The following is a 12443-nucleotide window of genomic DNA, read 5'->3' on the forward strand; positions in this document are numbered from 1 at the left end:
GCGGGCCCATCGGGGAGCGGGGGACACGGTGACGAAACGGCCGGGACGCGGTGCCGCCGGGCCCCCGCCCGGCCGGAAACGCGGCTCGGACGGGCGCGGTCCCCGCGGCGCGGCCGGGCGGGACGACAAGAACGGCCCGGGCGCGGCGCGCGCGTCCGGGCGTCAGACCGGAGGAACGCCCCGCCCGCCCGCCGGCGGGCGCGCCGACGGCGCGGGACGGCCGGGCAAGAAGGGCAGCGCCGCCCGCCGTCCCGCGCGCAGCGGCATGGTGCCCGCCCCCCGCAAAGAAGCCTCCCGCAAGGAGGCTTCTCGCAAGGAGGCCCCCCGTAAGGAGGCCTCCCGCAAGGAAACGCGGCCCAAGGGCGCCGCAGGGGCGCCCGTCCGGCAGCCCGCGCGGAAGGGGGCGGCCAGAACCGCGCCCGGTAAGAAGGACACCGCCCGGACGGCGCGCGACGGCCGGTCTCCGCGCGCGGGGGCCGGCGGCGCGGCGCCGCGCGGCCCGCGGCCCGGCGGGTCCGGCGGCAGGCGGTCGCCGGGGCAGGGGCCGCGCCCCCGGATGCCGTTCCACCGGCGCGACCCGCTCAAGCGGCTCAACGTCGGGCTGCTCGTCGTCGCGTTCGTGCTGTCGCTGTTCGCGGGGCGGCTCGTCCAGCTCCAGACGATCGAGTCCGGCAAGTACACCGAGCAGGCGATGAAGCAGCGGGTGCGCGACATCACGCTGCCCGCCGTCCGCGGCGACATCACCGACGCGCACGGCAACCCGCTCGCGATGACCGTGGAGGCGCGGGCGATCTTCGCCGACCCGTCGCTGATCAAGCCCGAGAAGCGGCAGCCGATCGTCAACGCGCTCGCCCCGACGCTCGGGCTGAACCCGGCGACCCTGATGAAGCAGATCAGCAAGACCGGGACCCGGTTCGTGTACCTGGCGCACGGCGTCCGCCCCGACCAGGCGCGGCTGGTCAGCTCGTGGAACTTCCTCGGCATCGGGACTTTGCCGGAATATCGCCGGGAGTATCCCAACGATTCGCTGGCCGCGAGCGTCATAGGGTTCGTGAACGACTCGGGGAAGGGCGCCGCGGGGCTGGAGAGCTCCCTGAACGGCCTGCTCGCCGGGAAGGCGGGCTGGCAGCGGGTGGAGATCAGCCCCGAGGGCCAGCACATCCCCATGGGCGAGGACCAGAAGCGCCCCTCCGTGCCGGGCCGGGGCGTCCGCCTGACGCTGCAGCGCGACCTGCAGTTCGAGGCGCAGGAGGCGATCGAGAAGCAGGTCCGGGCCACCCGCGCGGACGGCGGCAGCGTGATCGTCATGGACCCGCGCACGGGCCGGATGCTCGCCATGGCCTCCGCGCCCGGGTTCGACCCGAACCGCTACGCCCGGTCCTCCCGGTCCCGCTGGGGCAGTCCGCTCGTCCAGGACGCCTACGAGCCGGGCAGCACCGGCAAGGTCGTCACGGCAGCCGCCGTCATGGAGCACGGCGGCGTCACGCCGCGGACCCCCTACACCGTCCCCGACCGGATCAAGAAGTACGACGTGACGTTCCGCGACTCGCACCGCCACGCGCCCGAGCGGCTCACGTTCGCCGGCGTGCTCGCCAAGTCCAGCAACGTCGGCACCATCATGGCGAGCGAGAGCATCACCTCGCAGCGGCTCTACCAGACGCTGCGCGACTTCGGGTTCGGCCAGAAGACCGGGCTGCCGCTGCCGGGCGAGACGCCCGGCCTGCTGGAGCCGCCGGCCGAGTGGTCCGGCACCGACCGCTACCCGATCGCGTTCGGGCAGACGGTGTCGGTCAACGCGGTGCAGATGGCGAGCGTGTACGCGACCATCGCCAACGGCGGCGTCCGCGTCGCGCCGAACCTGATCGCCGGCACCGTCGGTGAGCACGACAGGTTCACGCCCGCGCCGGCGCCCGAGCGCAGGCAGGTCATCAGCGCGCGGACCGCGCGGCAGATCAGCGACATGCTGGAGGGCGTCACGACCAAGGAGGGCACCGCTCCGAAGGCCCAGATCAAGGGCTACCGCGTCGCCGGCAAGACCGGCACCGCCGAGATCGTCAACCCGCGCTGCGGCTGCTACGACGGCGGCGGCTACACCGCGTCGTTCGCCGGATTCGCGCCCGCGGACGATCCGCGGCTGGTCGTCCAGGTGGTCCTGCAGGACCCGAAGCGGGGCAGCCACTATGGTGGCGATGCGGCCGCTCCGGTCTTCAAGGACGTGATGAGCTTCGCTCTGCAGTCCGAGAAGATCCCGCCGACGGGGAGCCGCCCGCCGATCATCGAGATCCACGCCCGAGACTGACGGCAGCGAGTACCCTCCTCGCCTGTGAGTCCACCACCCGTGTCCCAGCAGTCCCGTTCCGCTCGCACCGAAAGAACAGCCATGCGTCCCACCACCAATCCGGCTCGCCCGCTGAGCGGGCTCGCGGCGCTCCTCGGCATCGGACGGGACGAACGGGACGGATGGGACCGGGTCCGGGTCACCGGGATCACGCACGACTCCCGGGCGGTGCAGCCCGGCGACGTCTACGCGGCGCTGCCCGGCGCCCGCGCGCACGGCGCCCAGTTCGCCGCCCAGGCCGCCGGGGCCGGCGCGGCCGCGATCCTCACCGACCCCGACGGGCACGACCGGGCCTCGGCGACGGGCCTGCCGGTCCTCGTGACCTCCGACGTCCGGGCGCGGCTCGGCGACGCGGCGTCCTGGGTGTACGGGGAGCCCGGGCGCGACATCACCCTCATCGGCGTCACCGGCACCAGCGGCAAGACCACCACGGTGTTCCTGCTGGACGCGGGCCTGCGCGCGGCGGGGATCGAGACCGGGCTGGTCGGCGGCGTGGAGATCCGGGTGGGCGGCGACCGGGTGCCGAGCGCGCTGACCACGCCGGAGGCCACCGACCTGCACGCGCTCCTGGCGATGATGCGCGAGCGCGGGGTCGGCGCCGCCGCGATGGAGGTCTCCAGCCACGCCCTCGTGCAGGGCCGGGTCGGCGGCGCACGCTACGAGGTCGCGGTGTTCACCAACCTGTCCCAGGACCACCTGGACTACCACCCGACCATGCAGGACTACTTCCTCGCCAAGGCGAGGCTGTTCACGCCCGAGTACTCCCGCGTCGGCGTGATCAACCTCGACGACCACTACGGCCGCGAGCTGCTGGAGATCGCCACGGTCCCGGCGACGACGTTCTCGCCGACCGGAGACCCGGCCGCCGACTGGCGGGCCGAGGACGTGCGCGTCGGCGCCGACGGCGGCGTGTTCCGCGTCGTCGGGCCCGGCGGCATCGAGGCCGACGGGGAGGTCCGGCTCGCCGGCCCGTTCAACGTCGCCAACGCGCTCGCCGCGATCGTGGCGCTGGTCGAGGCGGGCATCCCGCTGCAGGCCGCGGTCCGCGGGGTCGCGTCCCTGCCCGGCGTCCCCGGCCGCCTGGAGCGGGTCGACGAGGGCCAGGACTTCGTGACCCTGGTCGACTACTCGCACAAGCCGGGCGCGGTCGAGGCCGTGCTGAACGCGCTGCGGCCGGTCACCGAGGGCGACCTCGTCGTCGTGCTCGGCTGCGGCGGCGACCGCGACCGGGGCAAGCGCCCGCTGATGGGCGAGGCCGCCGCCCGGCTCGCCGACACCGCGTACTTCACCAACGACAACCCGCGGTCGGAGGATCCGCTCGCGATCCTCGCCGCTATGGTCGAGGGCGGGCTGAAGGTGCCGCAGCCGGAGCGCGCGCACATCGTCGTGGAGCCCGACCGCGCCGCCGCGATCGGCCTGGCCGTCGGCCGGGCCCGCCGCGGCGACGTCCTCGTCGTCGCGGGCAAGGGACATGAGCAGGGCCAGAACGTGGCGGGCGAGGTGCATCCGTTCGACGACCGCGAGGTCGTCCGCGCGGCCCTCCGGCGCCGTACCGAGGGAATCAGAGGGGACGGGACGCAGGCGTGATCCCACTTCCGCTGTCGACGATCGCGGAGATCACGGGAGGCACCGTTCACGGGCCTCCGGACGTCGTGGTGAGCGGTCCCGTGGTCATCGACTCCCGCGTGGTGGAGCCCGGGGCGCTGTTCGCGGCGCTGAAGGGCGAGCGCGCGGACGGGCACGACTTCGCGTCCGGGGCGCTGGCGTCGGGCGCCGCGGCGGTGCTCGCGCAGCGCCCGGCGGACGGGCCGTGCGTGCTCGTCCCGGACGTCCAGGAGGCGCTCGGACGGCTCGCCGGGGGCCTGCTGGAGCGGCTGCCGGACCTGACCGTCGTCGCGGTCACCGGCTCGGCCGGCAAGACCTCCACCAAGGACCTCATCGCGCAGGTCGTGAGCACCGCGGGCCCGACGGTCTTCCCGCCCGGCTCGTTCAACAACGAGATCGGGCTGCCGCTCACCGTGCTGCGCGCCGACGCCGAGACCCGCCACCTCGTCCTGGAGATGGGCGCCCGCGGGATCGGCCACATCGCCTACCTGACCGGCATCGCGCGCCCGGACGTCGGCGTCGTGCTGAACGTCGGCACCGCGCACGTCGGCGAGTTCGGAAGCCGAGAGAACATCGCCCGCGCCAAGGGCGAGATCGTGGAGGCGGTGCCGCCGGGCGGGACCGCCGTCCTCAACGCGGACGACCCGCTGGTCGCCGCGATGGCCGCGCGCACCGAGGGCGAGGTCGTCACCTTCGGCCGCTCCCCGGACGCGGTGGTGCGCGCCGAGGACGAGACCCTCGACGACCAGGGCCGGGCCCGGTTCACCCTCGTCACGCCGGAGGGGGCGGCGCCGGTCGCGCTGCGGCTGCACGGCGCGCACGCCGTCCCGAACGCGCTCGCCGCGGCCGCCGCCGCCCGCGCGGCCGGGCTCGCCCCGGACGCGGTCGCCGCGGCGCTGTCGGAGGCCGTGCCGGTCAGCCGGTGGCGGATGGAGGTCACCGAGCGGGCCGACGGCGTGACCGTGGTGAACGACGCCTACAACGCCAACCCCGACTCGACCCGCGCCGCGCTCGACGTGCTCGTCCACATGGCCCGCGGGCGCCGCGCGTACGCGGTCCTGGGGGAGATGGCCGAACTGGGTGACTCGTCCGTGGCGGAACATGCCAAGATCGGGCAGCATGTCGCGCGCAGCGGGATCGCCGGACTCGTCGTGGTCGGCGCGAACGCGGCGGCGATGGCCGAAGGGGCCGGGCAGGTGGCGTCATGGACGGGAGAGTGCGTACAGGTGGATGACGTCGGCGCGGCGGTGACCGTGCTCAGGGAGCGGCTCGCGCCGCGGGACGTCGTGCTGGTGAAGGGCTCCCGGGTGGCCGGCCTGGAACGGGTGGCCGAGGCGATCCTCGCGGAGGACGGCCGATGACCAACATCATCCTCGCCGCGGGGATCGCGCTGATCTTCGTGATGGTCGGCACGCCGGTGTGGATCCGGATCGTGAACCGGCTGGGCTACGGCCAGATGATCCGGGACGAGGGCCCCGAGGCGCACCTGAACAAGCGCGGCACCCCCACGATGGGCGGGACGGTCTTCATCGTCGGCTCGCTGGTCGGCTACGCCGCGGCGCACCTGGTCACCGGCGAGGCGCCCACCATCTCGGGCCTCCTCGTGCTGTTCCTGATGAGCGGCCTCGGCCTGGTCGGGTTCGTGGACGACTACATCAAGGTGTTCAAGCAGCGCAGCCTCGGCCTGCGCAGCGGCGCCAAGATGATCGGCATCGTCCTCGTCGGCGTCGTGTTCGCCGTCGCGTCGCTGAACTTCCCGAACGGCTACGACATCACCCCCGCCGACCCCCACCTGTCCTTCCTGCGCGACTTCGGCCCCTCGATCGGCCCGTACCTGTTCGTGGTGTGGGCGCTGCTGCTCATCGCGGCCATGTCCAACGGCGTGAACCTCACCGACGGGCTGGACGGCCTCGCCGCGGGCCCGGCCGGCATGGTGCTGGCCGCCTACGTGATCATCGGCAACTGGCAGCTGCGCAACAGCTGCGCCGCCGCCCTCGCCCCCAACTGCTACAGCGTCCGCGACCCCCTCGACCTCGCGGTGGTCGCCGCGGCCGTGCTCGGCGGCGTGTTCGGGTTCCTGTGGTGGAACGCCCCGCCCGCGAAGATCTTCATGGGCGACACCGGCTCGCTCGCCCTCGGCGGCGTGCTGGTCGGCCTGGCCATCCTCACCCGCACCCAGTTCCTGCTCGCCATCCTCTGCGGCCTCATCGTGATGATCACGCTGTCGGTGATGATCCAGGTCGGCGGGTTCAAGCTGACCAAGAAACGGGTCTTCAAGATGGCCCCGCTGCAGCACCACTTCGAGCTGTCCGGCTGGGCCGAGACCACGATCGTCGTGCGCTTCTGGCTGATGTCGGCGCTGTTCACCGCGATGGGCATCGGGCTGTTCTACCTGGAATGGATGCCGAAGAAGTGAGCGACCGCCCCTGGGACGGCCTGCCCGTGTGCGTGGCGGGGCTCGGTGTGTCCGGCCGCGCCGCCGCCCGCGCCCTCGCCGCGCGGGGCGCCCGCGTCACCGTCGTGGACGCCCGCGACGGCGAGGAGCAGCGCGGGCACGCCGCCGAGCTGGAGGCCCGCGGGGCCGCCGTCCGGCTCGGCGACGGCGAGAGCCTCCCGGCGGGCACCGGGCTCGTCGTGACCTCGCCGGGCTGGCGGCCGGACGTGCCGCTGCTCGCCGCGGCCGCCGAGGCCGGCATCGAGATCATCGGCGAGGTGGAGCTGGCGTGGCGGCTGCGTCCCGAGGGCGCCGCGCCGTGGCTGGCCATCACCGGGACGGACGGCAAGACGACCGCCGTCCGGATGCTGGCGTGCATGCTCACCGCCGCCGGCCACAGGGCGCTCGCCGTGGGCAACGTCGGCACGCCCATCGTGGAGGCCGTGAGCGGGGACCACGACGTGCTCGCGGTGGAGCTGTCGAGCTACCAGCTGCACTGGTCGAACTCGCTCGCCCCGCAGGCGGCGGCGGTGCTGAACATCGCGCCCGACCATCTCGACTGGCACGGCTCCATGGACGCCTACGTCGGGGCCAAGGCCAAGATCTTCGCACCGGGCTGCGTCGCGGTGTTCAACGCCGACGACGCCACGTCCGCCGCGCTGGCCGAACGCGCCGGGGGCGTGCGCGGCCGGGCCGGCTTCACCCTCCAGGTGCCGCGTGCCGGCGAGCTCGGCGTCGTCGAGGAGCTGCTCGTCGACCGGGCCTTCACCGGAGACCCCGCGCGGGAGGCGGCGGAGCTGGCCGCGCTCACCGACGTCCGCCCGTTCGCGCCGCACAACGTCGCCAACGCGCTCGCCGCCGCCGCGCTCGCCCGCGCGTTCGGGGTGCCGCCCGAGGCCGTCCGCGAGGGCCTGCGCGCGTTCGTCCCCGACCCGCACCGCATCCAGCACGTCGCCGACGTCGGCGGCGTCGCCTACGTCAACGACTCCAAGGCCACCCAGCCGCACGCCGCCGCCGCGTCCCTCGCCGCCTACGAGCCGGTCGTGTGGATCGCCGGCGGCCTCCTCAAGGGGCTGGACGTCGACGACCTGGTCCGCTCGTGCGCCGGGCGGCTGCGCGGCGTGGTGCTGATGGGACGCGACCGGCACCGGATCGCCGAGGCACTCGCGCGACACGCGCCGGATGTCCCCGTGGTGGACGTCCCCGACACCGACACTGGGGCCATGGACCGCGTCGTCACCGAAGCCTCCGGCCTCGCCCGCCCCGGGGACACCGTGCTGCTCGCCCCTGTCGGGGCGTCCTTCGACATGTTCGCCAACTACCCGGCCCGCGGGGACGCCTTCATCGCCTCCGTCGAGCGCCTCGCCGAGGCCGCCCGGCCCGCCCGCCCGGGGGACGCCCCCGGCGGCACCCGATGACGTGACCGCCGCCGCGGGGGAGGAGGGCGCCCGGCGCCCCGGGCCGCGCGAGCAGGTGGTCGCCGCCGTCGGGCTGCTCGACCGGCCCCTCACCTCCTACTACCTGGTGCTGGGCTGCTCGGTCATGCTGCTCGCGCTCGGCCTGACGATGGTGCTGTCGGCGTCCAGCGTGAAGCAGCTCCAGGCGACGGGCTCGGCCTACACGCTGTTCCAGAAGCAGGCCATGTGGGTGGCGATCGGGCTGCCCGGCATGTGGGTGGCGTCCCGGCTGCCGGTCAAGACGTTCCGCGCGCTCGCCTACCCGCTGCTGCTGCTGTCGGTCGTCGCGCTGGCGCTGGTGCTGGTGCCCGGCCTCGGCCGCAGCGCGGGCGGCGCCACCCGGTGGGTCGACCTCGGCCCGGTGCAGATCCAGCCGTCCGAGCTGGCCAAGCTCGCCCTGGTGCTGTGGGGCGCCGACCTGCTGGCACGCAAGGACCGGCTCGGCCAGCTCACCGAATGGCGGCCGCTGCTGGTGCCGCTGATGCCGGGGGCCGGGGTGCTCGTCCTGCTGGTCATGCTGGGCAGCGACCTCGGCACCACGCTGGTCCTCCTCACGATCTTCCTGGCGCTGCTGTGGGTGGTCGGCGCGCCCGGACGGCTGTTCGTCGGCATCGCCGGCCTGGTGTGCCTGCTCGTGTCGATCCTCATCGTCGTCGAGCCGTACCGGATGCAGCGGCTCACCGGCTTCCTCGACCCGTCCGGAAACCAGCTCACCACCAACTACCAGGGCACGCAGGGGCTGTTCGCGGTCGCCTCCGGCGGCCTGTTCGGCACGGGCCTCGGCGAGGGGCGCGCCAAGTGGGACTACCTCCCGCACGCCGAGACCGACTTCATCTTCGCGATCGTGGGCGAGGAGTTCGGGCTCGTCGGCACCCTCGTCGTCCTCGCCCTCGTCGGGATGCTCGCCTACGCGGGGCTGCGGATCGCCCGCCGGGTGAAGGACCCGTTCACCCGGCTCGCCGCCGCGGGCGCCACCGCATGGCTGGTCGTGCAGGCGATCGTGAACATCGGCGCCGTCATCGGCGTCCTCCCCATCACCGGGATCCCGCTCCCGCTCGTCTCCTACGGGGGCTCGGCGCTCATCCCGACGCTGTTCGCGCTCGGGATGCTGCTCGCGTTCGCCAAACGCGAGCCGGGCGCGCGGCAAGCACTCTCCGCACGGGGTCCCGGACCGGTCGTGAGGGCTCTAAGCTGGCTGGGTCTGGCACGGCGTTGAATCCCCCCTTCGAACACGCTGAGGAGTTGTCAAGGAGCATGAGGGTTGTCCTGGCCGGCGGCGGCACCGCCGGACACATCGAGCCCGCCCTGGCGCTCGCCGACGCGCTGCGCCGCAACGACCCGAACACCGGGATCGTCTGCCTCGGGACCGAGCGGGGGCTGGAGACCCGGCTCGTCCCGCAGCGGGGCTACGAGCTCGCCCTGATCCCTCCGGTGCCGCTGCCGCGCACGCTGACCCCGCAGCTGCTGTCGGTGCCCGGCCGCCTGCGCGGGGCGATCAACGCGGCCGCGTCCGTCCTCGACCAGGCGCAGGCCGACATCCTGGTCGGGTTCGGCGGCTACGTCGCCACCCCCGGCTACCTCGCCGCGCGCAAGCGCAAGGTGCCGATCATCGTGCACGAGGCCAACCCGAAGCCGGGCCTGGCCAACAAGCTCGGCGCCCGCTTCACCGAGCACGTCGCGGTGTCGCACGCCGACTCGCCGCTGCCGAACGCCACGTTCGTCGGGATCCCGCTGCGCCGCGAGATCGCGACGCTGGACCGCCTCGCGATGGGCGACAAGGCCCGCTCCTACTTCGGCCTGCTCCCCGACCTGCCCACGCTGCTGATCTTCGGCGGCTCGCAGGGCGCCCGCTCGCTGAACCAGGCCGCGGTGGCCGCCGCGCCGTACTTCCGGCAGGCGGGCATCCAGGTGCTGCACATCGTCGGGCCGAAGAACACCGAGGAGCCCGAGCCGGCGTCCGACGGCCCGCAGTACGTCACGATCCCGTACTGCGACCGGATGGACCTCGCCTACGCCGCCGCCGACATGGCGATGTGCCGGGCGGGCGCGATGACGTGCGCCGAGCTGGCCGCGGTCGCGCTGCCCGCGGTGTACGTCCCGCTCCCGATCGGCAACGGCGAGCAGCGGCTGAACGCCGAGCCGATCGTCGCGGCGGGCGGCGGCATGCTGGTCGACAACGCCGAGCTGTCGCCCGACTGGATCGCCCGGAACCTGCTGCCGGTGCTGGCCGACCCGGCCCGCGTCGCGCACATGTCCGAGGCCGCCGGCCGGATGGGCCGCCGCGACGCCGACGTGTCGCTCGCCCGGATGGTCCACGAGGTGGTCCACTCCGCGGGCGCCGCACGATGAGCCTGATCGGCCCGGGGGAGGTGGTACCCGCCGGCGAGCTCGGCCGGGTCCACTTCATCGCGATCGGGGGCGCCGGGATGTCCGGCATCGCCCGCATCATGCTGCGCCGCGGGATCGGCGTGTCCGGCAGCGACGCCCGCGACTCCGAGCTGCTCGGCCAGCTCGGCGACCTCGGCGCCAAGGTCTTCGTCGGGCACGACGCCGCGCACGTCGGCGACGCCGACACGGTCGTGGTGTCCACGGCGATCCGGGAGAACAACCCCGAGCTGGTCGCGGCGCGCGAGCGGGGCCTGCGCGTCCTGCACCGCTCCGAGGCGCTGGCCTCGCTGATGGCGGGCCGCCGCGCGGTGGCCGTCGCCGGCACGCACGGCAAGACCACCACGACGTCGATGCTCACGGTGGCGCTCCAGCACGCCGGCGCGGACCCGTCCTACTGCATCGGCGGGCAGCTCGTCACCACGGGCCTCGGCGCCGACGAGGGCTCCGGGGACGTGTTCGTCGCGGAGGCCGACGAGAGCGACGGCTCGTTCCTCATGTACACCCCGCACGTCGCGGTCGTCACCAACGTCGAGGCCGACCACCTCGACAATTACGGCGGCTTCGAGATGGTGCGGGAGAACTTCGCGCGGTTCGTCGACCGGATCGAGCCGGGCGGGACGCTCGTCGCCGGCGCCGACGACCCGGTCGCGATGGAGCTGGCCGGCCGGGCGCGGGCGCGCGGGCTGACCGTGCTGACCTACGGCGAGGCCGAGGGCGCCGACCTGCGGGTGTCCGGGTTCACCCCGCGCGGCCTCGGCTCCCGGTTCGAGATCGAGGGCGCCGGCGAGGTGGCGCTGGCCGTCCCCGGGCGGCACAACGCGCTGAACGCCGCCGCCGTCGTCGCGGTCGCCCGGTCCCTCGGCGTGGACGAGGCGTCCGTCCGGGAGGGCCTCGCCGGGTTCGGCGGCGCGATGCGGCGGCTGGAGCGCAAGGGCGAGGCGGGCGGCGTCGAGGTGTTCGACAGCTACGCCCACCACCCGACCGAGCTGATCGCCGATCTGGAGGCGACCCGCGGCTACCTCGGGGAGAAGGGCGGGCAGGGCCGGATCGTCGCGGTGTTCCAGCCGCACCTGTACAGCCGCACCCGGTTCTTCGCCGCCGAGTTCGGCGCGGCGCTCGGCCTCGCCGACGCCGCGGTCGTCCTCGACGTCTACGGCGCCCGCGAGGATCCCGAGCCCGGTGTGACGGGCGCGCTGGTCGCGGACGCCGTCCCGGCCGGCACCGAGGCCGTCTACGTGCCCGTCCGGGACGAGGCGCCCGGCACCGCCGCCGCGCTCGCCCGACCCGGCGACATCGTCATCACCCTCGGCGCCGGCGACGTGACGCAGCTCGGCCCGCTCGTGCTGGAGCGGCTCGCGGGCGCGTGAGTGACACGCCGCCGCCCGCGGGGTCGGCGGCGGACGGGGGGATCGCTGCCAAGCTTGGACCATGACCGAGGCGCAGGCGGAGCGGCGGGAGGCGCCGGGCGAGGACGCCGCGGCGGCCCCGCGCGGCCGCCCGGGCCGGTGGAAGGTCGTCTTCGTCGCCCTGCTGGTGGTCGGCGCGCTCGGCGCGGTGTCGTGGGTGCTGCTCGGGTCCCGGCTTCTGGTGGTCCGGCACGTCGAGGTGACCGGCACCCACCTGGCGCCGCGCGACCGGGTGGTCGCCGCCGCCGGGATCGATCTCGGCACGCCGATGGCGCGGCTCGCGACGGGCACCGTCCAGGCCCGGGTGGAGCGGTTGCGCGAGGTCGAGTCGGCGAGGATCGAGCGGCAGTGGCCGGGGACGGTCCGCATCGTCGTCCGGGAACGGGTGCCGGTGGCCGTCTTCGAGCGCCGCGGGCGCTTCCAGCTGCTCGACGAGCACGGCGTCGCCGTCGCCGACCGCGCGACCCGTCCGTCCGGGCTTCCGGCGCTGTCGGTCGCCTCGCCCGGGCCGTCCGACCGGGCGACCCTCGCGGCGCTCGGTGTGCTGTCCGACCTGCCCGAACGGCTCGCCGCGAAGGTCGCCGAGGTCGAGGCGACCGGCCCGGAGGCCGTCACCCTGCACATGGACGGCGGTCAGACGGTGGTGTGGGGCGCGGCGGAGCGGGCACAGGAGAAGATCCGGCTGCTGGACGCCCTGCGGCGCACCGCGGCCGGGCGCGCCGTGCGCACCGTCGACATCAGCTCGCCCGAGGTGCTGAAGACCAAATGAACCACCGCCGAGGAACCGGGCAACCTGGGCGAACCCGTGCCGGCCG

The 12443-nt window shown here is 74.5% G+C and carries 9 protein-coding genes; all 9 read left to right on the forward strand.

From position 1 onward, the window contains the following. Positions 1-28: 28 nt before the first annotated feature. Positions 29-2299 (forward strand): penicillin-binding transpeptidase domain-containing protein, encoded by a 2271-nt coding sequence (locus ABGB11_RS07480; protein WP_347630182.1) that lies wholly within the window; start codon positions 29-31, stop codon positions 2297-2299. An 81-nt stretch (positions 2300-2380) separates the two neighbouring features. Then, on the forward strand, positions 2381-3925 hold the full coding sequence (locus ABGB11_RS07485) for a UDP-N-acetylmuramoyl-L-alanyl-D-glutamate--2,6-diaminopimelate ligase (protein ID WP_347630184.1): 1545 nt from the start codon (positions 2381-2383) through the stop codon (positions 3923-3925). After that, a complete protein-coding gene (murF, locus tag ABGB11_RS07490) occupies positions 3922-5304 on the forward strand; it encodes a UDP-N-acetylmuramoyl-tripeptide--D-alanyl-D-alanine ligase (RefSeq protein ID WP_347630187.1) in 1383 nt (460 codons plus the stop codon). Before ABGB11_RS07485 ends, murF begins: the two co-directional genes overlap by 4 nt. Further along, on the forward strand, positions 5301-6359 hold the full coding sequence (gene mraY / locus ABGB11_RS07495) for a phospho-N-acetylmuramoyl-pentapeptide-transferase (RefSeq protein ID WP_347630189.1): 1059 nt from the start codon (positions 5301-5303) through the stop codon (positions 6357-6359). Before murF ends, mraY begins: the two co-directional genes overlap by 4 nt. Beyond that, complete coding sequence (gene murD / locus ABGB11_RS07500; protein WP_347630192.1) at positions 6341-7795, forward strand: UDP-N-acetylmuramoyl-L-alanine--D-glutamate ligase; 1455 nt, start codon at positions 6341-6343, stop codon at positions 7793-7795. The genes mraY and murD overlap by 19 nt, the downstream gene beginning before the upstream one ends. Positions 7796-7850: 55 nt before the next feature. Next, entirely contained in the window at positions 7851-9050 is a 1200-nt protein-coding gene (gene ftsW / locus ABGB11_RS07505; protein WP_347630551.1) for a putative lipid II flippase FtsW, read from the forward strand. A 38-nt stretch (positions 9051-9088) separates the two neighbouring features. Then, a complete protein-coding gene (murG, locus tag ABGB11_RS07510; protein WP_347630194.1) occupies positions 9089-10183 on the forward strand; it encodes an undecaprenyldiphospho-muramoylpentapeptide beta-N-acetylglucosaminyltransferase in 1095 nt (364 codons plus the stop codon). Next, entirely contained in the window at positions 10180-11589 is a 1410-nt protein-coding gene (murC, locus tag ABGB11_RS07515) for a UDP-N-acetylmuramate--L-alanine ligase (RefSeq protein WP_347630196.1), read from the forward strand. Before murG ends, murC begins: the two co-directional genes overlap by 4 nt. 61 nt (positions 11590-11650) lie before the next feature. Next, on the forward strand, positions 11651-12397 hold the full coding sequence (locus ABGB11_RS07520; RefSeq protein ID WP_347630198.1) for an FtsQ-type POTRA domain-containing protein: 747 nt from the start codon (positions 11651-11653) through the stop codon (positions 12395-12397). Positions 12398-12443 lie beyond the last annotated feature (46 nt).

The sequence above is a fragment of the Actinomadura sp. B10D3 genome, assembly GCF_039871695.1.
In the GTDB taxonomy this organism is placed as follows: domain Bacteria; phylum Actinomycetota; class Actinomycetes; order Streptosporangiales; family Streptosporangiaceae; genus Spirillospora; species Spirillospora madurae.

Bases quoted from the DNA above. Each gene is read 5' to 3' on its own strand.
- mraY (WP_347630189.1), top strand. From the start codon at position 5,301: ATGACCAACATCATCCTCGCCGCGGGGATCGCGCTGATCTTCGTGATG.
- murC (WP_347630196.1), top strand. From the start codon at position 10,180: ATGAGCCTGATCGGCCCGGGGGAGGTGGTACCCGCCGGCGAGCTCGGC.
- ABGB11_RS07520 (WP_347630198.1), top strand. From the start codon at position 11,651: ATGACCGAGGCGCAGGCGGAGCGGCGGGAGGCGCCGGGCGAGGACGCC.
- murD (WP_347630192.1), top strand. From the start codon at position 6,341: ATGGATGCCGAAGAAGTGAGCGACCGCCCCTGGGACGGCCTGCCCGTG.
- murG (WP_347630194.1), top strand. From the start codon at position 9,089: ATGAGGGTTGTCCTGGCCGGCGGCGGCACCGCCGGACACATCGAGCCC.
- ABGB11_RS07485 (WP_347630184.1), top strand. From the start codon at position 2,381: ATGCGTCCCACCACCAATCCGGCTCGCCCGCTGAGCGGGCTCGCGGCG.